At 35.7% G+C, this 23,662-nt stretch carries 26 protein-coding genes and 1 other annotated feature; of the genes, 2 read left to right on the forward strand and 24 right to left on the reverse strand.

Features of this window, described 5'->3' with window-relative positions; all coding sequences use genetic code 11:
• Positions 1-6 precede the first annotated feature (6 nt).
• The 11 genes from ACEPXD_RS11615 to ACEPXD_RS11665 form a co-directional block, all read right to left on the reverse strand.
• On the reverse strand, positions 7-570 hold the full coding sequence (locus ACEPXD_RS11615; RefSeq protein ID WP_391116123.1) for a ComE operon protein 2: 564 nt from the start codon (positions 568-570) through the stop codon (positions 7-9).
• A gap of 72 nt (positions 571-642) precedes the next feature.
• The gene (locus ACEPXD_RS11620; protein ID WP_391116124.1) at positions 643-1,275 is read right to left on the reverse strand and encodes a helix-hairpin-helix domain-containing protein; all 633 of its coding nucleotides are present in this window, start codon (positions 1,273-1,275) and stop codon (positions 643-645) included.
• Between the two features lie 71 nt (positions 1,276-1,346).
• Positions 1,347-2,084, reverse strand: a complete 738-nt coding sequence (locus ACEPXD_RS11625; RefSeq protein WP_391116125.1) for a class I SAM-dependent DNA methyltransferase — start codon at positions 2,082-2,084, stop codon at positions 1,347-1,349.
• On the reverse strand, positions 2,084-2,434 hold the full coding sequence (gene rsfS, locus ACEPXD_RS11630; RefSeq protein ID WP_151700411.1) for a ribosome silencing factor: 351 nt from the start codon (positions 2,432-2,434) through the stop codon (positions 2,084-2,086). Before rsfS ends, ACEPXD_RS11625 begins: the two co-directional genes overlap by 1 nt.
• Entirely contained in the window at positions 2,431-3,006 is a 576-nt protein-coding gene (yqeK, locus tag ACEPXD_RS11635) for a bis(5'-nucleosyl)-tetraphosphatase (symmetrical) YqeK (RefSeq protein ID WP_391116126.1), read from the reverse strand. Before yqeK ends, rsfS begins: the two co-directional genes overlap by 4 nt.
• Positions 2,993-3,568: a nicotinate-nucleotide adenylyltransferase gene (locus tag ACEPXD_RS11640; protein ID WP_391116127.1), complete on the reverse strand. Its 576-nt coding sequence runs from the start codon at positions 3,566-3,568 to the stop codon at positions 2,993-2,995. Before ACEPXD_RS11640 ends, yqeK begins: the two co-directional genes overlap by 14 nt.
• Complete coding sequence (yhbY, locus tag ACEPXD_RS11645; protein WP_391116128.1) at positions 3,565-3,870, reverse strand: ribosome assembly RNA-binding protein YhbY; 306 nt, start codon at positions 3,868-3,870, stop codon at positions 3,565-3,567. Before yhbY ends, ACEPXD_RS11640 begins: the two co-directional genes overlap by 4 nt.
• Complete coding sequence (aroE, locus tag ACEPXD_RS11650; RefSeq protein WP_391116129.1) at positions 3,857-4,687, reverse strand: shikimate dehydrogenase; 831 nt, start codon at positions 4,685-4,687, stop codon at positions 3,857-3,859. Before aroE ends, yhbY begins: the two co-directional genes overlap by 14 nt.
• Before the next feature lie 11 nt (positions 4,688-4,698).
• Complete coding sequence (yqeH, locus tag ACEPXD_RS11655) at positions 4,699-5,802, reverse strand: ribosome biogenesis GTPase YqeH (protein ID WP_391116130.1); 1,104 nt, start codon at positions 5,800-5,802, stop codon at positions 4,699-4,701.
• Complete coding sequence (locus ACEPXD_RS11660) at positions 5,799-6,323, reverse strand: YqeG family HAD IIIA-type phosphatase (protein ID WP_391116131.1); 525 nt, start codon at positions 6,321-6,323, stop codon at positions 5,799-5,801. Before ACEPXD_RS11660 ends, yqeH begins: the two co-directional genes overlap by 4 nt.
• 100 nt (positions 6,324-6,423) lie before the next feature.
• Entirely contained in the window at positions 6,424-7,206 is a 783-nt protein-coding gene (locus tag ACEPXD_RS11665; protein WP_391116132.1) for a phosphatidylserine decarboxylase, read from the reverse strand.
• An 88-nt stretch (positions 7,207-7,294) separates the two neighbouring features.
• On the opposite strand from ACEPXD_RS11665, the gene pssA reads away from it, so the two are divergent.
• Both pssA and sigK read left to right on the forward strand, forming a co-directional pair.
• Positions 7,295-7,834, forward strand: coding sequence for a CDP-diacylglycerol--serine O-phosphatidyltransferase (gene pssA / locus ACEPXD_RS11670; protein ID WP_391116133.1), 540 nt, complete (start codon positions 7,295-7,297; stop codon positions 7,832-7,834).
• A 167-nt stretch (positions 7,835-8,001) separates the two neighbouring features.
• Complete coding sequence (sigK, locus tag ACEPXD_RS11675; RefSeq protein WP_391123198.1) at positions 8,002-8,727, forward strand: RNA polymerase sporulation sigma factor SigK; 726 nt, start codon at positions 8,002-8,004, stop codon at positions 8,725-8,727.
• Between the two features lie 180 nt (positions 8,728-8,907).
• On the opposite strand, the gene mtnN is transcribed toward sigK, so the two are convergent.
• The 13 genes from mtnN to ACEPXD_RS11740 form a co-directional block, all read right to left on the reverse strand.
• Entirely contained in the window at positions 8,908-9,609 is a 702-nt protein-coding gene (gene mtnN / locus ACEPXD_RS11680; RefSeq protein ID WP_391116134.1) for a 5'-methylthioadenosine/S-adenosylhomocysteine nucleosidase, read from the reverse strand.
• Between the two features lie 62 nt (positions 9,610-9,671).
• Complete coding sequence (locus ACEPXD_RS11685; RefSeq protein ID WP_391116135.1) at positions 9,672-10,355, reverse strand: YrrS family protein; 684 nt, start codon at positions 10,353-10,355, stop codon at positions 9,672-9,674.
• Positions 10,356-11,229: 874 nt separating this feature from the next.
• Complete coding sequence (gene greA / locus ACEPXD_RS11690) at positions 11,230-11,703, reverse strand: transcription elongation factor GreA (protein ID WP_391116136.1); 474 nt, start codon at positions 11,701-11,703, stop codon at positions 11,230-11,232.
• A 111-nt stretch (positions 11,704-11,814) separates the two neighbouring features.
• Positions 11,815-12,453 carry a uridine kinase gene (gene udk / locus ACEPXD_RS11695; protein WP_391116137.1) on the reverse strand — a complete coding sequence of 213 codons (639 nt, stop codon included), beginning with the start codon at positions 12,451-12,453 and terminating at the stop codon, positions 11,815-11,817.
• Positions 12,453-13,724, reverse strand: a complete 1,272-nt coding sequence (locus ACEPXD_RS11700; RefSeq protein WP_391116138.1) for a peptidase U32 family protein — start codon at positions 13,722-13,724, stop codon at positions 12,453-12,455. The genes udk and ACEPXD_RS11700 overlap by 1 nt, the downstream gene beginning before the upstream one ends.
• Positions 13,725-13,807: 83 nt before the next feature.
• Entirely contained in the window at positions 13,808-14,737 is a 930-nt protein-coding gene (locus tag ACEPXD_RS11705; protein WP_391116139.1) for a peptidase U32 family protein, read from the reverse strand.
• A gap of 4 nt (positions 14,738-14,741) precedes the next feature.
• Entirely contained in the window at positions 14,742-15,377 is a 636-nt protein-coding gene (locus tag ACEPXD_RS11710) for an O-methyltransferase (RefSeq protein WP_391116140.1), read from the reverse strand.
• 155 nt (positions 15,378-15,532) lie between these two features.
• A complete protein-coding gene (gene mltG / locus ACEPXD_RS11715; protein ID WP_391116141.1) occupies positions 15,533-16,651 on the reverse strand; it encodes an endolytic transglycosylase MltG in 1,119 nt (372 codons plus the stop codon).
• Between the two features lie 415 nt (positions 16,652-17,066).
• Entirely contained in the window at positions 17,067-17,369 is a 303-nt protein-coding gene (locus ACEPXD_RS11720; protein WP_391116142.1) for a DUF1292 domain-containing protein, read from the reverse strand.
• Positions 17,370-17,380: 11 nt separating this feature from the next.
• Positions 17,381-17,800 carry a Holliday junction resolvase RuvX gene (ruvX, locus tag ACEPXD_RS11725; protein ID WP_391116143.1) on the reverse strand — a complete coding sequence of 140 codons (420 nt, stop codon included), beginning with the start codon at positions 17,798-17,800 and terminating at the stop codon, positions 17,381-17,383.
• 2 nt (positions 17,801-17,802) lie between these two features.
• On the reverse strand, positions 17,803-18,069 hold the full coding sequence (locus ACEPXD_RS11730; RefSeq protein ID WP_391116144.1) for an IreB family regulatory phosphoprotein: 267 nt from the start codon (positions 18,067-18,069) through the stop codon (positions 17,803-17,805).
• A gap of 213 nt (positions 18,070-18,282) precedes the next feature.
• Positions 18,283-20,913: an alanine--tRNA ligase gene (alaS, locus tag ACEPXD_RS11735; protein ID WP_391116145.1), complete on the reverse strand. Its 2,631-nt coding sequence runs from the start codon at positions 20,911-20,913 to the stop codon at positions 18,283-18,285.
• 57 nt (positions 20,914-20,970) lie between these two features.
• Positions 20,971-21,181 (reverse strand) — a binding site (T-box leader).
• A gap of 36 nt (positions 21,182-21,217) precedes the next feature.
• Positions 21,218-23,635, reverse strand: a complete 2,418-nt coding sequence (locus tag ACEPXD_RS11740; RefSeq protein WP_391116146.1) for an ATP-dependent RecD-like DNA helicase — start codon at positions 23,633-23,635, stop codon at positions 21,218-21,220.
• Positions 23,636-23,662: the final 27 nt, after the last annotated feature.

A 23,662-nucleotide genomic window follows, 5' to 3' on the forward strand; every position in this document is an offset into this window, starting at 1 on the left:
TTATAACTATAGTCCGAATAATTCTGTCACCTTCTCTTCATAAGGTGCCAATTCTTCCTTACTTGCTCCTTTCTCACGAAGTTTTGATATTAGCTCTGTATAAAGGGCAACTTTTTCATCACTTAAGAAGTCAATTTTACGCTCGTCAAATGGAACTTGGATAACCTCTATATCTGCTTGTACTAACAGCTTCATAGCATAGTCGTTATTTTTATAATTCTGTGCATAATAGAGTCGAGAAATCCCCGCTTGGATAATCGATTTTGTGCATGGCAAACAAGGAAAGTGCGTGACATATAAATCTGCTCCACTTACCGATATACCATACTTAGCACATTGCAAAAGAGCGTTCATTTCCGCATGAATTGTACGTACACAATGTTTATCTACAACATAACAACCATGATCGATACAATGGTCGCCACCTGAGATAGAACCGTTATATCCGCCTGCCATAATTCGACGATCTCGTACGATGGTTGCTCCAACCGCTAATCGTGTACATGTACTTCTTAAAGCAAGTAAATGGCTCTGTGCCATGAAAAATTGGTCCCATGTAATACGCTCCATATAACTACCCCCAAAATTAATACTTCTCTTAGTTTAGTAGTTTGTACAATCAAACGTCAACATCACAATTATTTACTTCACAGTAATGAGCGATTCTAATTTCTCGTATGTTTTTTTTCCGATGCCTGTTACTTTCATTAAATCTTGTGTTTCTTTAAATAAGCCAGATTCATCTCGATAAGCAATAATTGCTTCTGCTTTTGCTGGCCCAATACCTGGTAAAGTTGTCAGTATCAATGCATCGGCTTTATTAATATTAACTAAGTCCGTACGCTCTCCTTGCGGGTTTAGGAATTGGCTGAGTACCTCTTCTGTTTCTTCCCCTTCAACAGGGACATAAATAACCATTTCATCTTCCACTTTTAGCGCATGATTAATGCTTTTACTATCGCTAGTTGGTAAATAGCCTCCTGCGAGCTCAATTGCTTTTAAGACCCTATCTCCAGTTAAAAGTTCATAGACTCCTGGCTTATAGACTGCACCTTTTACTTCGACAAATATACGTGTTTCTTCCTCATATTCAATTAATGCTTCTTCTACTTGGGATGATTCATAAAATGGTATAGGTTGAATTATTTCAGCTGTGGGATTTGCTGATCTGAGTTGGGAGTTTATAAAGAAGAAAGTTACTGCAATAACAACAGTCGTTGGGAGCAACAGTTGCTTCTTGTATTTTTGGAAAAAAGAAAGAACCAGTAATATCATCCTCTCTAAATTAGAGGTAAATTATATGGAGTTAAAGAAACTATACTAAATTTACCCCTATTTGGAAAGGATTATTTTACTGCATGTATAAAAAATCTTTCTACTTCCTCTTTCGATTGTTCCTCAAAAATAGAAGTAGAAACAAAAACAGAAGAGAATCCAACCTTTTTCAGAAGGTTTTCGTACTTCTCTACTGGAAATGTTCGTTGATAATGCGTTTCTTCAAACCGCTCATAATATTTTGTATCATCTCGAACGAAAAAAGTAATATCATGATAAATGGAATGATGATCTTCACCTAATTCAGTATTCCAGATGTATGCAACCTGGTCATCCTCATAAGTAAAAGGTCCATCTGGATAGATGACGTCCATTTTATAAAGGGAATGGACATCAAAGAACAACTGACCGCCTTTCACAAGCGATCGGAAAATATGATGAAACGTTTGTTCAACCTCTTCTAAAGTATTTAAATAATTTAAAGAATCAATTGCAATAACTGCTACATCCATTTCTTCAACACCATCTAATTCAACCATGGACTGACAAATAAACGAGATAGAGGTATTATTTTCGTCGCTACGATTTTGAGCAATTGTCAGCATAGCTTCAGATAAATCAACCCCAAGTACCTCATAACCTGCTTGGGCAAATTGTACGCTTAATACACCCGTACCACAGCCGATATCGATTAACTTAGTACCAGCAGAAGTGGGTGCTTCTTTTTGCACCCATTCCGCGTACTTTGCATATGGTATATCGGACATCAATCGATCATAGATAAATGCAAACCGGTCGTACATTGCCATTATGCATCGATTCCAACTTCAATCATTGGTGCATCTCCCCAAAGACGTTCTAAATTGTAATAAGAACGTTCATCTTTATGGAACACATGTGCAACAACATCTCCCATATCAACTAAAATCCAGCGTGCTTCATCAAAACCTTCTAAACGTTTGACATTATACCCTGCGATAGTCGCTTGTTCTGAAAGTTCTTTTGCAATAGCTTGCACTTGTCGATCTGAACTTGCATGACAGATTAAAAAGTAATCCGCAAGTAACGATACCCCTTGCATATTAAGTACAACGATATCATCTGCACGTTTGTCATCGGCTGCTTTATAAGCTATTTCTAATAATGTTGAAGAATTCATTCCTTCACTTTTCCTCTCTTTTGCATCAAATCATTGTAACAATGAAATGAATCCGGAAATACCGGTTGTTTTTTTTCAATCAAAAATGTAATACTATGTGTCACGCAACTAATCATTGCTTCTTCTAAATCTATTTCAGCTTTTTCTCTTAAAAACTCTATCCCCGGAAAATTCCGACTTGGCTCTATCATATCCGAGATATAAATAATTTTTTCTAAATTGGACATTCCTGCTCTTCCAGTTGTATGAAAACGAATAGCATGGAGAATATCTTCATACTCTATCAAAAACTCATTTTTGGCCACGATACTTCCAACTGGTCCATGCCATAACTCATGATGAAATGTTAATAGAAGCGGGTCTAAATGCGCTGAAATAATCATCTGCTTCAGCCATTCTTTATCCGCAAATTTCACTACATCATGCAAAATCCCAGCAATTTCAGCATGCTCTGGATTTTCTCCATATTTCTGAGCCAAACGAATAGCTGTTGTTGCCACACCTTTTGTATGCTCAAAACGTTGTAATGGCATTCGTTCTTTTATTTGTTCCAGAAGATTATCGAATTTCATATAACTTCTCCTTTTGAATGAAATCTCTCACTAATTCAGGAATGAGAAACTTAGTTGTTTTTCCATTCTCCAGTCGATTTCGTATAAGGGTTGAAGATAATTCAATTTGAGGGATCTCCAATTTAATAATAGGATATGCAGTTTCAATCGAAGTATTTGGTCTAGGAACTCCCACTATTTGCACTTTTTTTACAAGCTCGTCTATTCGATACCATTTTGGTAAATATTCAACTTGATCTCCACCAATAATGAAAAAGAACGTTGTAGAAGGCTCTCTCGCTTGTAAAAGTTCCATTGTATCAAATGTATAGGATGTGCCGCCACGATCCATTTCAATCGTTTCAACAGCCATTTTCGGAACATTTTTTATTGCCAGTTGCACCATTTTTAGCCTTTCAGCCACTGTAATACGCTCGTCCTTCTTTTTATGAGGTGGCGTTGCGTTTGGCATAAACCGTAATTCATCTAAATTCAATGCTGAAAGCACTTCGTTGGCGATGATTAAATGACCTATATGAGGTGGATTAAATGTGCCACCTAATATCCCTACTTTTTTACTCATGCACGACTCGCTTTTGGTAACTCGATTCTTTTATTATTTTTCGATGGTTTGTATAATACAACTGTTAAGCCGATTAACTGCACTAGTTCTGCATTAGTACCTTTTGCAAGTGTTTCTGCAACTTCATGCTTTTCGTCTTCACAGTTTTGTAAAATACTAATTTTAATCAATTCTCGAACTTCAAGTGCTTCACCAATTTGTTTGATCATTGCATCATTAACTCCACCTTTACCTACTTGAAAAATAGGTTGCAAATGATGCGCTTGACTACGCAAAAATCTTTTTTGTTTACCTGTTAACATAATTTCCTCCTAATTGCTCTGTTAATCTTTCCACCATTTTATCTGAATTCGGTTTTATTCCGTTCCAATATGAAAATGCGATGGCTCCTTGATGCACGAGCATACCTAAACCATTGATTGTGCGAACATTGTATTTATTTGCTTCCTCTAAAAAAGGGGTAACTAATGGATTATATACAATATCCGCAACAATTGCATGCTCTTTTATTTTATGGAGCTGAATTGGCAACGTATTTTCTTGATTTTTCATCCCTTGAGGGGTTGTTTGAATAACAATATCAAATTCATATAAACGTTCTTCTGCTTCTTGCAAATCAATGGCTTGTCCCATTTGCAAATCATTCACTAATTGTTCCGCATTTGCACGTGTCCGATTTGCGATAAAAATATTTCTAAATCCAGATTGCTTTAATGCATGTGCAATTCCCCGAGCTGCACCACCAGCCCCAAGAAATAGAATTTGATTGTCGGTTGGTATGGGTCCAAGCGATTGGATAAAACCTAATCCATCCGTATTGTACCCAACAAATCGATTATCTTCCGTTTTTACAACGGTATTTACTGCTCCAATTCCTTTAGCAGAATCATCTATTTCATCTAAAAAAGGAATAATTTCATTTTTATAAGGAACCGTAACATTCCAACCACTGCATCCCAAAAGCTTGAGTGCCTTCACGGCGTCCCCTAACTTTCCTTCCTCCACATGTATTGGAATATAACTCGCATCAATATTATTTTCTTTAAGCCATGTTTCATGCATGTAAGGAGATAATGAATGAGAGATCGGATTTCCAATTACAGCAAACCATTTTTTCATCCTATTTCCTCCTAAATAAGCGATGGACGAATAGAAACTTCCACTCCTACAGGTGCATGCGCGGCAACAATTACATCGCCATGCTGAACAGTAATCCATCCAAGGCCAGAAAATACAATATCCGTTTTCGGATCTTTAATCTTAAATTCATGTCTTACTAAAGGCGGCAACAAATCCACAAACTGCTCTGAAGGTGGAGATAATAACTTTCCTTTATGCTCTTTATATAAATTATCCGCATTTTCGAGTTTTGTCCGATGAATTGGAATCTCATTTGCAATATGACAAGTAAATGCAGATCTTTTCCCTTTAATAAAATCGAAACGGGATAAACCACCAAGGAATAAAGTTTGTTCACTATTTAACTGGAACACTTTTGGTTTAATTTCTTTTTTCGGTGTTATAAATTTAAGTTCAGATGGATCTAAGAAATGTGCCATTTGATGATGATTAATAATTCCTGGCGTATCATATAATGCCTTGGTATCATCTAGCGGAATTTCAATCATATCAAGGGTTGTGCCTGGAAAATGAGAAGTTGTAATAACCGCATCTTCCCCAGTTGCATGTTTAATGATTCGGTTAATAAACGTTGACTTCCCAACATTAGTACAACCTACCACATAAACATCTTCACCTTTTCTATAATGTTCAATTGCATCAATTGCTTCTGGTACTCCTGTTCCTTTGTGTGCACTAACAAAAAGGACATCAATGGGAGAAAGACCTAGTTTTTTCGCTTCCTGCTTCATCCAGTTAATCACTTTATTTTTCTTCACTGATTTTGGAAGTAAATCCGCTTTGTTTGCGATTAATAGAATTGGATTGTTCCCAACAAAACGATGTAACCCCGGTAACCAGCTTCCGTTAAAATCGAAAATATCTACGATTTTAACAATTAGTCCTTTTCGCGTTCCTAAACCATTTAATATGCGTAAAAAATCGTCATCCGTTAAGGAAACAGGTTGTAATTCGTTGTAATTTTTTAACCGAAAACAACGTTGACAAATAATAAAATCTTTTTCTAAAGAAGATGCAGGTGCATATCCTGGATCCCCTATATTTTCTGTTTGAATAGTTGTACCGCAACCGATACATTTTGGTGCTTCTGTCACGCTTCTTCCTCCCATGTAACTTGCCCTTTTTTATCTAAATAGCGAAAAATTCTTCGCTCTACAAGACGGTTAAACTTCGTAATAAATCCATCCGATTTTGCTACCGGTATGACTAAAATTGTATGAAGCTTTTGTCTATTTCCACCAAATACATCCGTTAGAAGCTGATCTCCAATTACAACGACTTCTTCTTTTTTTACAGACATCTTTTTCAATGCTTGTTGAAAAGACTTCCCTAACGGTTTTTTAGCCTTACAAATATACGGAATTCCTATGGGATCTGCAAATGATTGCACACGCATTTCCTTATTATTTGACACTATTGTTACTTGAATACCTGCATCTTTCATCGATGCAAACCATTCAATTAGTTGGGGCGTTGCGTCCGGTCGATCCCATTCAACTAACGTGTTATCTAAATCAGTAATAATACCTTTGATCCCTTTTTCCTCCAAAAGTTTTGGAGTAATATGAAAGACGCTTCTTACAAATTCATTTGGAATAAAATATGAATACAACAACGAACACTCCAATTCGGCACTTTTCTTTTATGAATAAGAAATTATATTTTTCACAAAGTATCTGTCTATTCTCCAGGCGCCTTGCGCTTTTCCTTAATGATTATAGCATATTTGCTACTAACTCACCCATTCGGATAAACTTCCCTTCTTGAACTGTCGGAGCAAATTCTATACTATCCTCCGAAAATAACATAACGACCGTTGAACCAAACGAAAAATAACCCACTTCTTCGCCTTTGATCCAGCCTTTAGATGTATTCGTAAGTTCAATAGAATTCACAAACATTGCTCCAACTTTTATAAAAAAACAATTTTTCGTGTTAGGCATTTCTATCTCAGTTAATAAACGATAGTTACCGCTTATCGTATTTTTACCATACTGCAGCCCCCATTTGTTAACTGGATAAGATTTGTTCCCCAGTATATATTGACGAAGAACCTTGCCGTCTGTAGGTGCGTGGATACGATGATACTCAGCGGGGCTAAGATATAAAACAATATATTTTCCATTTACATACTCATCTGCTAGTTTTTCAGATCCTATGATATCTCGTAGAGTATAAGATTTTCCTTTTACATGAAAAACACCATCCAGTGAAATAGTTCCAAACTTTTCTACTTTCGCATCCACAGGGCTTACAACGGCACTTTCTAATTGTTCAACTGGTCTTGATTCTTGTTTAACATTTCGAATAAAAAATTCATGCAAAGTAGAAAAATCCTGGATATTGTTCGATATTTCTTGAATTGTTATATCAAAATATTTAATATAAGATGGAATCATCTTTTTACTCAATTTCGATTGTGCAAATCCTTTGATAATGTAGGAGGTCCACTTTCCGTTTGTTAATTCAATCATTGATTGGTATAATTTTTCTCTCATTTTAATCCCCCTATGAAAAATAGCTTACAATTTTTTCTTAACCGAAGTATAATGAACAGATATATAATTTGTAAAGGAGTGATTTGCAATGTATTTACAAAACGTTATGATAAATACCGTAAAAAAATTGAAATCACAGGCAGCAAACATGATTACGATTGCTAATCTTGCCTTTGGTGGTGCAGCAATTATGGCAACAATGAATGGACATTACACATATAGCGTGTTATTTATATTTGTAGCTGGTTTATTAGATCGATTTGATGGAATGGTTGCTAGAAAATTTCAACTTGAATCTGAATTGGGTAAACAGCTCGATTCCATGAGCGACATCATTTCTTTTGGGGTTGCTCCAGCATTGCTCATATATTCATTAGTATTAAAAGATTTCAGTGTTGCAGGAATGATTATTACCGTAATTTATATTGCTTGTGGTGCATTTAGACTTGCACGATTTAATATTTCAGAACCTAATGGATACTTTACTGGACTTCCAATTACTGTAGCAGGCGTCATCGTAACATTATCTTATTTTGCTATCAATTACGTTCCTCCGGTAACTTACATGTTCTTATTTATTTTATTTGCATTTTTAATGATTAGTACATTTACCCTCAGAAAAGTATAAATTTAACTTTTCATCTTGAACGGCTGCGACTGCGGTCGTTTTTTTATTTTCCCAACTTCAATAACATAGTCTTTTTCTTTTTTTATAAGTGCTTATACTTGTTCCTACGTTCTATTCTTGCATTTTTCGACATATACTAATCCTATAAACAGATGGAGGTGAACACAATCTCTGGTCTCTTTACTGCTTTTATAGGTATTGTCTCCGAACTTCCGCTTGTTCTAGGTTACTTAAAGGGTCAGGCATTCCATCAGCCTTTTACACCTGAGGAAGAAAAAGTAATGATTGATCGATTTCTAGCAGGTGATATGACAGCAAGAGATGAACTGATAGAACGCAATATGCGATTAGTGGCACATGTGGTAAAAAAATTTCACCCAAAACATGAGCTTCTCGATGATTATATATCAATAGGTACGATTGGATTGATGAAGGCAGTAAATAGTTATACACCAACAAAAAAAACAAAGCTAGCTACTTATGCAGCTAGATGTATTGAAAACGAGATACTTATGTATTTGCGGTCACTAAAAAAAGTTCAAAAAGATGTTTCATTACATGAACCAATAGGTATGGATAAAGACGGGCATTCTTTAGAAATCACCGATTTACTACAAGGTATTGAAAAAAGCACAGATGAACAACTCGTTGATCAAGAAGATATGAATAAATTATATAAGCATTTATCAAATTTAGAAAAACGAGAGTTAGAAATAATTGTACGTCGTTATGGCCTAATAGGTTATCAACCGATGACCCAAAAAGAGATATCGAAACAATTGAAAATTTCGAGAAGCTACGTTTCCAGAATTGAAAAGCGTGCACTTGTAAAACTATATCAATCCTATATACATGAAAAAAACTCTTTTGATGTTAACACCAAAAGAGCTTAGAGATTAATCTTCGCTTGTCTCTGCTATCATTATAAAACCTAGTACTGCAGTAATTAAAATAGACAAGGCCATGATAAAAATCACAATATCCCTCCTTGTTATAACGAAAGCCTTTTTATACTTCCATCATAACATATGAATGAATAAATATTACAGAACTTTTTCCATTACAAATCTATCTTATGAAAATGATAATTTTTCTATGACACTCAAAACAATTTCCGTAGAATGTTTTGCTGCAACAGGTAAAAATTCGTCAAAACTTATAGAAGATTCTTTTCCTGCAATATCTGATAACGCACGTATTACGACAAATGGTACATCAAATTGATGGCAAACTTGTGCTACCGCAGCTGCTTCCATTTCACACGCTTTCATTTGAGGAAAATTATTGCGTACAGCTTCGACTTTCTCAGGATTATGCATAAAAATATCACCAGTAGCAATTAACCCAGTTGCTGATTGGTGTTCTCCTATTTCTCTAACCGCTTCTTCTGCAAGTTTCATTAAATGAGCATCCGCTTTAAAAGCTGCTGGAAGCTGTGGAACTTGCCCTATTTCATAGCCAAATGCTGTAACATCTACATCATGATGTCGAACTTCATCCGAAATAACGATAGCTCCAACCTCTAAGGCTGGATCATAACCTCCAGCAGAGCCAGTATTAATCACATATTCAGGTTTAAATTCATTTAACAAAATAGTAGTTGTCATTGCTGCATTTACTTTTCCAATACCGCTTTTCAATAAAATAATTTCCTGGTTTTTATATGTACCCACTGTAAATTCACTATTTGCTATAATGGTTGTTTCCGCATTTTCAATTTTATCTCTTAATAATTCCACTTCTTGTTCCATTGCCCCAATTACTGCAATTTTCATCTTGTTTCCACCTTTCTTAAAAAAAGCACTCCTTTTAACATAAGTCAAAGACGCCTCTTTCGTCAAGAGGCGTCATCTAGAGATTTTAGTTTTTCTTTTTTCGTTGGTATCCATCCTTGTCCATCTATCCATTCTAATTGAATTCGATAAATTTCCTTCCCATCTTTTGATGTAACGGTACCAACAGATTTTTGTGGACTTCCTCCATTACCTAAACGCTTTACAAACATATTAGAAGCGTCTAATCCTGAACCATACGATAGCGCTTTAACTTTTTCAGCATAATCAACCGAGTGACTGTCATAACTGGAGACATGCTCACCTGTTTGAGTTGTACCAATAGGTGTCCAAGTAGGGTCGATAGTTATCTCATCTATTTTTGAATTATTCGAGGGTTCGGTAACTACCGTTACATTCCCATCACTTTTTGACTCTTCTTCAACTGAAGACGCTTGATTTTCCGTATTTGATTCCTCTTTAACATCGTCACCTTCAGCTGGAATAACTGCCTTATCTGCTTCATCAGTGTTATCTGCACTTACATCTTCAGATTTTACTTCTTCGTTAGGGGTTGCTTCCTTTTTTTCCTTTGCAGAGTCCGTTCCTTTATCCGTTACAATGTTTACAACTACTATAATAATTAATAGTAAAACTACTCCTATAAGGATATTTAATATGTTGTTCCCTTTTTTCTTCCGGTTGTTTTTGTTTAATCTAGAATTCGTTCTATGATTATAATTTGACATAGTATTCCCCCTTAATGAATTTGGATATTTAAATAAGACGAATAGAAAGCTCATTTTGTTTCGTTTAATAAGAAAAACGCTGGCGTTCTTTAAGTTCATACTATCTTTACTATTTCCTGAGTGCTTTGGACGAAACATAGGCTACACTATTACCGTTGGAATTGTGTAGCTGTAAGTGACTGCGTCACTTACAGCTACATTTTTTTCGGTAATTTTGTGGCGAATGTTTGTCCGTCGCCCTCTTGAAGTATGTAGAGACATGGTGCATTAGGTTTGGTTAATGAGAGATTAGATTCTTTCCTATTTCTTTTAAAAGCGGACGAAGATACAATTTCGTCCGCTCAGAGCTTCTTTACCAATGGATACTATCTATTTTTCTCTAGTACCACCTACTCTAATCATGCACCCACAGATTTATGTATACTGTGGATAGTAAAAGTAAAAAATAATCAAGATCAAACCATTGTAAGATTAAGGGCACAACTTTTAATTCTTACTTGCAGCTAATTTCATATACTTTTGTATTTCTTTAAAAAACTATTCGATGCATTTTTTCTACACATACTAGGATTTAGTGCAGCGGTATATTTATTTGCGACCAGACCCCGCTTAAAGCGTAAGAGAAGGAGAAGACCGGTTATTAGTCAGCAGAAAGCGAGTATCTCTTTCGGACTCAATTATTCTTACTTTCTATTTTATAAAAAAATGACTGTAGACAAGCTCGATTTTTATCGAGTTTGTCTACAGTCTGAGGTAAACGATAAGTTTACCTCTCAGTAGTGAATTACTACCTAAATATGTAGGCTGCACACAAACTAATGAAAACGCTCTCACTAGTATGGTGCATAACAATTATGTTTACTGCCTCTCAAATTTAAGATATCGAAATAATTTGAACGTCCATTTCTCCACCAGGAGTGGTGATTTTCACTTTATCTCCTGTAGATTTTCCAAGTAAACCTCTTGCAATAGGAGAATCATTTGAAATTAGTCCCTCAATAGGATCTGCTTCAGCTGAACCAACGATTGTGTATGATTCTTCGTCTCCATCAGGAATTTCAATAAATGTTACCGTTTTCCCTAAGGAAACTACATCATTATTTTCTTCTTCTTCAATAATTACCGCATTTCTGATCATCGATTCAATTGTAGATATTCTTCCCTCTACAAATGCTTGATCTTCTTTTGCAGAATCATACTCAGAGTTCTCAGAAAGATCCCCAAAGCTTCTTGCAATTTTAATACGTTCTACTACTTCTTTTCGTTTAACCGTTTTTAATAGTTCTAATTCGTCTTCTAGCTTCTGTTTACCAGCAACTGTCATTGGATATTGTTTCTCTGTTGACACTCTCATACACTCCTTTAAATACACACTTAAACATATTCATGTACCATTCATATGCTGAGATTTTAAATGATATGAATTTCATGAAATAATTGTCAATCCACAATCATCATATTACACAATAACGTCAGTTTCAAGAATAGTTTTTATTTTTGTAACCATTAAATCTATCGCAACCTCATTTTGACCACCCTCAGGGATAATTACATCCGCATATCTTTTGGTTGGTTCAATGAATTGATTGTGCATTGGACGAACGACATTAATATATTGGTCTACTACTGAATCTACAGTACGTCCTCTTTCATGGATATCTCGCAAAATACGACGAATAATACGTAAATCAGAATCCGTATCGACAAATAATTTTATATTCATTAAATTTCGAAGACGCTCATCTTCCAATACTAATATTCCTTCTAAAATAATTACATCCTTTGGTTCAATTACAATTGTTTCTGTTGAACGAGTATGCTGTGCATAATCGTAAACTGGCTTTTCGACTGCAATATTGTTCAGCAATTTATGAATATGCTCAATAAGTAAATCATTATCAAATGCTAAAGGATGATCATAATTTGTATTTAATCGTTCTTCAAACTTTAGATGACTTTGATCTTTATAATAGTAATCTTGCTCAATTACAACAACAGAATGGTTTTTAAAAACTTCACTTATTGCATTTGTTACACTCGTTTTACCAGAACCTGAACCACCAGTAATCCCAATAATAAGAGGGGTTCTACTAGACATTATTTCATCCCTTTTCTCATCATATTATTTGGATACAATTTCACCGGACATTTGAATTGTACAATTTCTAATGGATGTCTTGCCGCATCCAATGATTGTCCTTTTTCATTCGTTATTTCTTTTAGTACAATTCGAACATTTTCAATTTCTGGTCCAAAAAACTCCACTTCTTCACCAGGTTTGAAAAAATTACGTTGTTGCAAAGTAACTATTTGGGTTTCATCATTGTAATCCAGTACAAGACCCACAAAGTCAAATCCTAGTTTTTTATCATGTACCCCATACATCTGTTGTTCGAAACCTGGTTCCACTTCAAAAAATGCCGTGTCCGTTTCACGATTAGCACATTTTTCAAGTTCTTCTAACCACTCTTTTCGCATGTTGAAGTTTTCAGGATCTTCACAGTATACATCAATTACTTTACGGTAAACACTTACAACTGTTGCAATATAGTGAATCGACTTCATGCGCCCTTCAATTTTCAATGAGTCAATACCTAGTTCTATCATTCTTGGAATGGACTCTACAAGCTTTAAATCTTTAGGACTCATAGCAAATGGTACGGCATTTGCTTCAAATAAAGCCTGCTCCTCACCATTTTGTTGCGCATATAAGTCATAATCCCAACGACACGATTGACAGCAACCACCGCGATTAGAATCCCGAGCAGTCATATGATTGGAAAGCGTGCATCTCCCACTATATGCAATACACATAGCACCGTGGATAAAAGCTTCAATTTCGATATCTACTTTTTCCTTCATTAGCTGTATTTCATCACCGCTTGTTTCTCTTGCTAACACAACACGATGTAATCCCTCTTCTTTCCAATACTGAACTGCTTTCCAGTTGGATAAAGATTGTTGGGTACTTAGATGAATTTCTAATCTTGGAGCAGAGTTTCGACAAGTTTCAATAATTAATGGATCCGCTACAATAATACCAGTTATTCCAGCTGATTCAATTGCTTGTAAATATTCTTCCAGGCCATCCATATTTTCATTGTGAGCAAATATATTCGTTGTGACATAAACTTTTGCTCCATAACTTTTTGCAAATTCCACACCATCACGCATTTCGTCAATTGAAAAATTCCCCGCATTCGATCGAAGACCAAATTCTCGTCCACCGATAAAGACAGCATCTGCCCCATAATGCACAGCAATTTTCAACTTTTCTAAATTCCCCGCAGGTGCTAATAGTTCTGGTTTTTTGGTGATCACTCGTTTGCCATCAATTTGTTCACTTATTTTATCTATTTTTGTTGTCACGCGTTACCTTCCCTTTCTTAACTGATAAGAAAGTTCTCTTTTTACTCAGTTATTGTCTCGCCTTTAGGCATCTTCCACTTTCTTTAATACACCGTTTCTTTAAAGAAAAATCCAGTATCAAGTGGTCTTAGTGGAGGTTGTATTTCTTCAATTTTTTTATAAAGTTCTTTTTTGATATCTTTATAAGCAGATCGTGAATCATAAAACGCATCAATCGCTTGTCGATAATAACCCGTTATTGCTGTGATATATGCTGGATCATGTAGAACTCCATCAATTTTCAAACTATCTATTTCTGCATCTAAAAGCTCGTCTAATTCATCAATCATGCACATATCGTTAGGGCTGAAAATATGTGTACCATTTTGATCTTCATAAATAGGATATTTGTTCGAGCGTTCTTTATCATGCAAAAACATATTGTTATTTTTGGAGCGATTTTCTACTTCCATTGCTTTATCTTGAAATAAGAAATAATTACCTAGTAACGCACGTTTCGATTGAAAAATACATGTCATTCCATGCACTTGTACTTCGATTTGTACTTCTGCATTTTCCTTGACTTCTACTATTTCATCTAAGCTTAGTTCTCTTGCAAGAACCGCTCTTGTTGCGCCACGTTGCCCCCAATAATTTGCAGTAAAATAATTGGTCGCAGTTTGTTCGGTATTCCAGTGAAGAGGAATTGCCACTTCAGCTTCTCTTCTCGCTATAATAACGGAAGGATCACCAAAAACTATTGCATCGACACCAATCTTCTGCATTTTTTGGATATAAGGAGCCAATAGTTCTACTTTATCATTATGAAAAAGCCCATTCATCGCTACATATATTTTTTTATTATGCGCTTTTGTTAGTTTTGTTGCAACTTCAATATCTTCCACAGAAAATTCTCCTGCAAGTCGCAAACCAAAAAACTGTTCGCCCACTAAGAAGGCATCTGCTCCTGCTTGGATTAATTCTTTCATATGATTGATACTTGTAGGAGTTACTAAAAGTTCCGTTTTTTTCATTTTTTCACCTCTTTATGCTAATTAGCATGCCATCTCCAACTGGTAGGAACAATGTGTCATAGTCCGGATGATTTATCAACCATTCCGTAAATTGATGTTGGTTTCGTACCATGGTTCTTTTCCTTCTCGGTACTTCACTCATCGGAAGGTCGGATAATCCATTTAACAATAAATTATCACAATAAATAACGCCTCCATCTTTTAAAAATGGTGCGTACTTTTCAAAAAACTTTTTATATTGACCTTTTGCCGCATCAATAAATATTGCATCAAAACGAGTATCCTGAAACAAATCATCGGAAATTTCCAATGCATCTCCCTCAATGACTTGGATGCGATTTTGTAAATTTGCTCGCTCGATGAATTGATTTGCAATCACTACTTTTTCTTTATCTCTTTCAATCGTTACAATATTTGTATTTTCTAATTTAGATGCAATGCGCATCGAAGAATAACCAATGGCAGTACCGAGTTCTAAAAGTGAATTAGGTTTTTGCAAAGAAAGTAAGTGAATTAATGATTGCATTCCTGTTAATTGCATGATTGGAACATGATGTTCCTTTGCGTATTGTTCCATTTCAATAAAAATATCCGCACGTGGTCTTATAAGCTTTTTAATATAATCTTCCTTTGCATCCATAACCGTTACTCCTTTTTTAACAAATCAATTACACCTCGGCGTAATCTTATATGGTTACTTAACACAGAAAGTATTTTCTGTTTAAAGTAAAAGCCATCTTTAGTCATAACATAGCAGGAGGAGGAATATGACTTGCTTCCTTCTCCTGCTATTATTTATTTCAAATATTTGTCCACATTTTTAAGATGTTCTTCATATGTCTTCGAAAAGTGATTTTCACCAGTTTTATCCGCAAGGAAATATAAATAGTCCGTTTTGGAAGGATCTAACACTGCTTCTATAGATGATTTCCCAGAATTTGCAATTGGTCCAGGGGGCAACCCTTGAATTTTATACGTATTGTAAGGACTATCTACTTCTAAATCTTCAAAAAGAACTCTCTCTTTATGGCTTCCAAGCGCGTATAATACAGTTGGATCCGTTTGTAAAGGCATTTTAGCTTTTAAACGATTATAAAATACACTAGCAATCAATGATCTGTCGGTCTGAGCGGTTGCTTCTTCTTCCAACAAAGAAGAAAATGTTAGTAACCAATGAACGGATTTATCTTCTGAGTGAAGAAATTCGGAATAACTAGACATTGTTTTATCTGTATTTGTTAACATCGTTTCCACAATTTCTTCTAATGAAGGCTTTTCTTCATAAAATGGATATGTGGCAGGAAACAAATATCCTTCCAATGCATACCTTACATTTTCCCCTTTAATGTCTTCTGTTAATAAATTTGGATATTTCACCATCATTCGGTCAACAAAGGCGTCATTGGTTACAAGGGCCAGAAATTCCGCTGCAGTGTAGCTCGTTTTCTTTTCTACTACTGCAGCAATTTGTTCTAACGTTAATCCCTCTGGAATAGTGATGGAAAACAATGGTTTACGGTATACTTTCCCTGTTTTTAAACTCTTAATAATTTCATCAAATGTCATCGATTTTGTTAAATTGTAATCTCCTGCTTGAAAGTCCGATTCATTTTTAAATTTAGCATAATATTTAAATATCTTTGCATCCTTTATTATTCCGTTTTTTTCAAGTGTGGAGGAAATTGATTCTAGACCAGAACCAATTGGAATTTGAACATTGATAACTTTGTCAGAATTAGGATCCAACGGTTTTAAAGCACTCTTTACATAATTATAGGAGACATATCCTCCTATTCCACCAACAATTAAAAGGAATAATGTGATAGTAAATACAATCCGTCGAACAAGTTTCACTTCTTTTTTCTTATTTTTCATTCGATTAAACATAATTTCTTTTTTGGATTCATTTCCCACGGGTTCTCCCCCTTTAATTCCATTTTATTATACAAGATAATAGGAAAAGCGCAAGCGCCCTTAAAGAGCACCTGGTCTTTCATAAGCTCCTCCCGAAGGCATGTCCACCTAAAAAGACGCTATAAGCACCTAAGCAATGTCTGTCCGATCCTAAAACACGCTTATAAGCACCTAGCCAAATCTACAGAGTTCCTAGCAGCCAATTAAAACGATCAAAGGAAGTAAAAGCTTACCATTTTTCCATACTAGATGTTGGCTAAATCAACGGGCGTCTTGCATTAATTGGGTTTGCTAAGTACAGTGTGTTTTGTAGTTATTACTATTAAATGAAAATTATTTGAGTTGGCTCATCTAGCTTTATACAAAAAGAAAAAGGAGGAATGAGGAGACCTCTTTCCATCCTTTTAAGTGATAATTATTCTTCGTCTTCGTCTTCTTCTTCTTCTTCATCTAAAAACGTATTTAACATTTCTTCGATCATTTCCCATTCAGGATCCGTCTCGACTGGAAGTAATTCGCCATCTTCTCCGTTTTCATTAGGGCTGAAAGAGGATGCATGAATTTCTATTTCTTCATTTTCATCTTCTTCAGCACCGATTGGGTAATAAAGAACATATGACTTTCCAAATTCCTCTGATTCAAAAGTAAATAATACGTTACAAAGCTGCTCATTTCCGTTTTCATCTACAACTGTAATATTTTCTTGTCCGTGATCCATTTGCAGTCACCTCATCTATTTTTTCTGTCTAGATAGCCTTGTAAAATCATTACAGCAGCCATCTTGTCAATCACTTGCTTCCGTTTTTTACGGCTAACATCTGCATCTATTAACATACGTTCTGCAGCCATTGTTGTCAATCTTTCATCCCACATTGTAACTGGAAAATGAAATTTTTCGGTTAACAACTTTGCATATTGTTCGGACGCTTCAGCGCGTGGACCAATACTATTGTTCATGTTCTTTGGAAAACCAACAACAAATTCGGTGACGGTATGCTCTTCAACGAGTTCTTCAATCCGTTTTAGACCAAATTCTAGGTTCGCTTCGTCAATTTTAATTGTTTCAATTCCTTGTGCAGTCCATCCGAGCGCATCACTAATTGCGACCCCGACAGTTTTAGAACCTACATCTAAACCCATTATTCGCATGCTTAAGCCTCATTATTTTTTTTAATGTAGTACTTCACTAATTCTTCTAATATTTCGTCTCGTTCTAATTTTCGTATCATATTACGTGCGTCTTGATGGCGAGGAATATAAGCTGGATCACCAGATAGTAGATAGCCAACAATTTGATTAATTGAATTATATCCTTTTTCTTCTAGTGCAGAGTGAACTTGTAGCATCACATGTTTTACTTCCTGTTCCATAGACTCTTCTGGGAAGTTAAATTTCATCGTTTGATCGAATGAACTCATGATCAGCACCTCGCTTTCAGTTTTAGTAGGCAGTCTTACATATCTATTGTTCAGTATAACCGAAATTGGAAATAGTATCAAATAAGCCTAGGTAAATTTACTCCTACGATTAATGTTGGTAAAAAACATTGCATCTAGCTTTTAACGTTTGATGGTAAGAATTATAAGCAATCATCACACTTTGTGCTAAATAGAAAATTCTTCTTCCTAAAGTTAAATAGTTTTTATATATTCATATACTGAATTTAGAGCACTCTCAAGCTTGCTTCCATCTTTTGCACCTGCCATGGCGAAATCCGGTCTACCTCCACCTTTACCTCCACATTGCTCAGCAACAAGTTTGACAATATTTCCTGCATGATAGCTTCCACCCTTAATATCTTTTGTCACCCCAGCAGAAATCATTACTTTTTCTCCATCAACTGCACCAAGGACAATAACTGCTTTTTCAAGTTTTTGTTTTAAATCGTCCATCATTTGGCGTAATTGATTGTTATCTTTTGCCTCTACTTTAACGGATAGGACTGTAATATCATTGATTGTTTGAGCAGAAGATAAAACAGATGAAGCTTGATTGTTTGCAATCTTCGCAGATAGTGATTCATTCTCTCTTTGAATACTTTTAAATTCATTCAATGTTTGCGTTAATTTGGTAACCAAATCTTTTGGTTGAGCTTTCAGAAGGTTAGAAGCTTCTATTAATGCATGTTCTTCTTCTTTTACAAGCTCAAAAGCACCTTTACCAGTTACAGCTTCTATTCTTCTTGTCCCAGCTCCAATACCACTTTCTGAGAGTATTTTAAAGAATCCTATTTCAGAGGTATTTTTTACATGAACACCACCACATAATTCAAGTGAGAATTCACCCATTCGAACAACTCGCACGACATCGCCGTATTTTTCACCGAATAAAGCCATTGCACCCATGCTCTTCGCTTCATCTATATTATGATAACCAGTAACAACGGGTATGTTTTCCCACACTTTTTCATTAACAATTCGTTCAACTTGCTCTAATTCTTCTTTTGTAACTTGTCCGAAGTGTGAGAAGTCAAAACGTAAACGGTCTGGTCCAACATAGGAGCCCGCCTGGTTTACATGTGTTCCAAGTACATCTTTTAATGCTTGGTGTAGTAAATGGGTAGCTGAGTGATTTTTCACCGTATGACCACGTAATACACGATCGACAGTCGCTGTAACTTCCGCACCTGTTCTTAGTTCCCCAGATTCAACGATAACAGTGTGTAAGTTTTGCCCGTTTGGAGCTTTTTGAACGTCTTTTACAAAACCTCTAAATGTATCGTTTTCAATTGTTCCATGATCAGCTAGTTGACCTCCACTCTCTGCGTAAAAAGGCGTTTGGGAAAGGATTACTTGAATTTCATCCCCTTCATTGGCAGATTTAGCAAGCACATCACCGTGTACAATGGTTGTTATTTTCGTTGTAACCGATAATTTTTCATAGACGAATTCACTTTCGTCATGAATATTACCATAAACTTCAGACTGTACTTGCATAGAATCCACATTTTGACGAGCAGCACGCGCACGACTACGCTGAGCTTCCATTTCTTTTTTAAACCCTTCGTGGTCCACTGTCATTTTTGCTTCTTCTGCATATTCTTCCGTTAATTCTATTGGGAAACCATATGTGTCATAAAGCGTAAATGTAGTTGTACCAGGGATGAAAGTTTCTCCTTTTTCACGTTGTTCTTCTATTACTTTTTCTAAAATAGATAGTCCATCATGAAGTGTTTCATGGAAACGTTCTTCCTCTGTTTTAATCACTCGCATAATAAAATCTTGCTTTTCTTTTACTTCCGGATAGAAATCTTTCATGATTTCACCTACGCCTGGAACTAACTCGTATAAAAATGGCTTGTCTACTCCTAATTGTTTTGCAAAACGAACAGCACGACGAAGTAATCTTCTTAGTACATACCCTCTACCCTCGTTCGATGGAAGTGCACCATCTCCAATAGCGAATGCAACAGTACGGATATGGTCTGCAATTACTTTAAAAGCAATGTCATAGTCAACATTCGTATTGTACGATTTGCCTGATATTTCTTCTGTTTGGCGAATAATTGGGATAAACAAATCTGTATCAAAATTGGTTGGTACATTTTGAACGACACAAGCCATGCGTTCTAATCCCATACCCGTATCAATATTCTGTTTTGGTAATGGAGTATACGTATGATCTGGATTATGGTTGAATTGCGAAAATACCAAGTTCCAAATTTCTAAATAACGTTCATTTTCTCCACCAGGGTATAACTCAGGATCATTTAAATCATTCCCGTATGATTCTCCACGATCATAAAATATTTCAGAGTTAGGCCCACTCGGACCTTCTCCAATATCCCAAAAGTTCCCTTCTAGTCGAATAATACGTTCTTCTGGAATACCAATTTCATTCTTCCAAATAGTATATGCTTCTTCATCCTCTGGATGAATCGTTATGGATAATTTTTCAGCTTCGAATGCCATCCATTTTTCATCGGTTAGGAATTCCCAAGCAAAATGAATTGCTTCTTTCTTGAAGTAGTCGCCAATTGAGAAATTTCCTAGCATTTCAAAAAACGTATGATGTCTAGCTGTTTTCCCTACGTTTTCAATGTCATTTGTACGAATGGACTTTTGTGCATTTGTTATACGTGGATTTTCCGGCACTACACGCCCGTCAAAGTATTTCTTTAACGTAGCAACTCCGCTATTAATCCACAGTAGTGATGGATCGTTGATTGGTACAAGTGGAGCAGATGGTTCTTGTGCATGTCCTTTTTCAATAAAAAAATCTAAATACATTTGTCTAATTTGTGCACCTGTTAATTGTTTCATTCAATTTTCCTCCTAATATTAAAAATAAAATAAAATAAAAAAAGCCCTCATCCCTAAAAAAGGGACGAAAGCTATTATTTCGCGGTACCACCCTAGTTACACAATAATAATTATTGTGTCTCTCAAGTAACCTTAACGCGGCTAAACGGCAGGTATTAACTGCACTCAAGAGTAGCTTTCCAACTTGTTCGTTTCTGAAGATTCTTTCAGCCAAGGAATCCTTCTCTTTTTCAGGTAACAAGTGTACTTTCTCTGTCATCATTTTGCTCTATGCATTTGATTATAAAAAACTATCGACTGGATGTCAATTATCCATCTCCAAGAAATCATATGGGGAAATTCCATTCATCCCGGTTAACGGATCAATTAAATGATAATTTTCTGCGGATAAGAAATTTGGTCCTGTTGTCATTTCATCCATAACTTTTTCTCTCTGTTCATCTATTTCCTCTTTCTTTTCCTCACTTACAGTTAAACGATCTTTCAACGTTGTTAATCGTTGTAAATCATCGGTACGTTCTACTCCAAACTTAAAAACTTCAGGATCTCCACATAATATTAAAAAGTTCTTTGCTCTTGTAATGCCTGTATATAATAAATTTCTTCGAAGCATTTTCATATAGCTTCTTGTGACAGGCATAATCACGGTTTGAAATTCACTACCTTGGGATTTATGCACGGAGCAACAATATGCTAAAGTAATTTGGTTGAGATCATTTTTTTCGTATGTTACTTCATTGCCATCAAACGAAATAACAAGCATTTCTTTTTTCTCCACCGTTTCAGCAGCTTTGAATATACTAACTACTTCCCCCATATCTCCGTTAAAAACATTGCTTTCTGGCTGATTGACAAGCTGCAATACTTTGTCCCCAATACGATAAATCGTTTCTCCAAATACCATTTCTTTTCGTTTTCCATCTGTATTTGGATTCACCATTTCTTGCATCATTTTATTTAACGCATCTATTCCAGCCGGTCCTCTATACATGGGTGCAAGTACTTGAATATCTCTTATCGAATGTCCTTTTGTTAAAGCACTTTTCAGCACTTGTTCTACTACTTTAGGAATTTGTTCTGTAGAGGCTTTAATAAATGAGCGATCTTTTGTTTTGTCTAACAGCGTTTTCGGAACAGTTCCTTTTTTCATTTCGTGAGCTAGCTCAATAATAGAAGAACCTTCTGATTGGCGATAAATATCTATTAATTCGACCGTTGGGATTCTTTTAGAGGCTAATAAGTCTTTTAAAACTTGCCCTGGTCCAACAGGAGGTAATTGATCCTGGTCACCTACAAAGATGACTTGTGCATCTTTAGGAATAGCTTTTAATAACTGATGCCCTAGCCAAGTATCTAACATGGATGTTTCATCTATAATAATTAGTTTTCCTTCAATTTCTTTTCCTTCAGAATCCGCATCTTCCTGGCCGTTAAATCCTAATAAGCGGTGGATTGTCATTGCTGGCAATCCGGTAGATTCGCTTAAACGTTTTGCGGCTCTACCAGTGGGTGCAGCCAGTACAACAGGAAATGGTTTTTTATCTTTTGCCCATTCTTTTGGTTCTAAAGAAAGTCCATGAAGTTCTGCATATAATTCAACGATTCCTCGTACGACGGTAGTCTTCCCGGTCCCAGGACCACCCGTTAAAAGTGTCATACTGGCATTTATAGCCGTTTCGATCGCTTTAACTTGTGTTGTTGCATATTGGACGCCTAATCTTTCTTCAATTCCTCCAAGGTGTTTTTTCATCTCAGCAAGGGGGAATTTATGATGAGTATCATTTTCATTCAATAACGTTTCGATTTTAGAACTTATCCCTACTTCTGAAAAATAGAGTGAAGGGATGTAAAAACGATTCACTTCCCCAAAAATTCGACTTTCCTCGGCTAATTCGAAGCAGCATTTCGTTATTGCTTCAAAAGTGATTTCTTCTCTTTGGGCACTTTCTAATAATCTTTTAACAGATTCAAGTAATTGCTCCGCATATAAAAATACATGACCTTCACTTAATGACGCGGATTGCAATAAGTGAAAAATGGCAGCTTTAATACGATCCGGGTGATTTCCTTGAATGCCAAGTTTATAGCCCAGTTCATCTGCCCGAATAAATCCAACGCCTTCCACTTCCTCGATAAGACGATATGGGTTCTTTGTCAATACATCAATCGTTTCCTCTCGGTAAGCTTGATATATTTTCATCGCGATTTGCGGACCGAACCCCCATTCATTCAATTGAATCATCACTTTTTCTAAACCTAGATTTTGCTCTAAAACAGCTCTCAATGTTTGTTTTTTATCTTCTGCGAGTCTTGGAATGATGTCCAATACAGCAGGATCATCTAGAATTCTATTGATGGCATTTTGACCAAGTTTTTTGACAATTTGTTCAGCTGTTTTTCTACCGATCCCCGGAAACATATCACTCGATAAATAATGGACTATACCTTGTTCGGTAGCAGGAACTTCTTTTTGAAAGGTCTCTACTTGAAATTGCACGCCATACTTAGGGTGATTTTTTACAAGTCCAGTAAATTTATATGATTCTTCTAATACGAGTTGTGGAAAATAACCGGTCACAATTATTTCTTTTTCTATGTAGGTTGTATTAGTGGATTTAATTTTTAGTTTTATAATAGAAAACAAATTTTGGGGATTGTGAAAAATTGAGACGATAGGACGACCCGTAATAAATTGTTTTTCATTATTCATTTCGTTTGTCATACTAACGCCTCCAAATTGCAAATCAAA

Source organism: Psychrobacillus sp. L3, from assembly GCF_042945595.1.
GTDB lineage: Bacteria > Bacillota > Bacilli > Bacillales_A > Planococcaceae > Psychrobacillus.

Bases quoted from the DNA above. Each gene is read 5' to 3' on its own strand.
- mtnN (WP_391116134.1), bottom strand. From the start codon at position 9,609: ATGAAAATTGCAGTAATTGGGGCAATGGAACAAGAAGTGGAATTATTA.
- udk (WP_391116137.1), bottom strand. From the start codon at position 12,453: ATGTCTAGTAGAACCCCTCTTATTATTGGGATTACTGGTGGTTCAGGT.
- alaS (WP_391116145.1), bottom strand. From the start codon at position 20,913: ATGAAACAATTAACAGGTGCACAAATTAGACAAATGTATTTAGATTTT.
- yqeK (WP_391116126.1), bottom strand. From the start codon at position 3,006: ATGAAATTCGATAATCTTCTGGAACAAATAAAAGAACGAATGCCATTA.
- rsfS (WP_151700411.1), bottom strand. From the start codon at position 2,434: ATGAATTCTTCAACATTATTAGAAATAGCTTATAAAGCAGCCGATGAC.
- ACEPXD_RS11705 (WP_391116139.1), bottom strand. From the start codon at position 14,737: ATGAAAAAAACGGAACTTTTAGTAACTCCTACAAGTATCAATCATATG.
- ACEPXD_RS11720 (WP_391116142.1), bottom strand. From the start codon at position 17,369: ATGGATCACGGACAAGAAAATATTACAGTTGTAGATGAAAACGGAAAT.
- ACEPXD_RS11730 (WP_391116144.1), bottom strand. From the start codon at position 18,069: ATGAGTTCATTCGATCAAACGATGAAATTTAACTTCCCAGAAGAGTCT.
- ACEPXD_RS11665 (WP_391116132.1), bottom strand. From the start codon at position 7,206: ATGAGAGAAAAATTATACCAATCAATGATTGAATTAACAAACGGAAAG.
- ACEPXD_RS11625 (WP_391116125.1), bottom strand. From the start codon at position 2,084: ATGGCAATGTACGACCGGTTTGCATTTATCTATGATCGATTGATGTCC.
- ACEPXD_RS11740 (WP_391116146.1), bottom strand. From the start codon at position 23,635: ATGACAAACGAAATGAATAATGAAAAACAATTTATTACGGGTCGTCCT.
- ACEPXD_RS11640 (WP_391116127.1), bottom strand. From the start codon at position 3,568: ATGAGTAAAAAAGTAGGGATATTAGGTGGCACATTTAATCCACCTCAT.
- ACEPXD_RS11615 (WP_391116123.1), bottom strand. From the start codon at position 570: ATGGAGCGTATTACATGGGACCAATTTTTCATGGCACAGAGCCATTTA.
- ACEPXD_RS11685 (WP_391116135.1), bottom strand. From the start codon at position 10,355: ATGTCAAATTATAATCATAGAACGAATTCTAGATTAAACAAAAACAAC.
- yhbY (WP_391116128.1), bottom strand. From the start codon at position 3,870: ATGTTAACAGGTAAACAAAAAAGATTTTTGCGTAGTCAAGCGCATCAT.
- ACEPXD_RS11620 (WP_391116124.1), bottom strand. From the start codon at position 1,275: ATGATATTACTGGTTCTTTCTTTTTTCCAAAAATACAAGAAGCAACTG.
- pssA (WP_391116133.1), top strand. From the start codon at position 7,295: ATGTATTTACAAAACGTTATGATAAATACCGTAAAAAAATTGAAATCA.
- ruvX (WP_391116143.1), bottom strand. From the start codon at position 17,800: ATGCGAATAATGGGTTTAGATGTAGGTTCTAAAACTGTCGGGGTCGCA.
- ACEPXD_RS11710 (WP_391116140.1), bottom strand. From the start codon at position 15,377: ATGGATGCAAAGGAAGATTATATTAAAAAGCTTATAAGACCACGTGCG.
- aroE (WP_391116129.1), bottom strand. From the start codon at position 4,687: ATGAAAAAATGGTTTGCTGTAATTGGAAATCCGATCTCTCATTCATTA.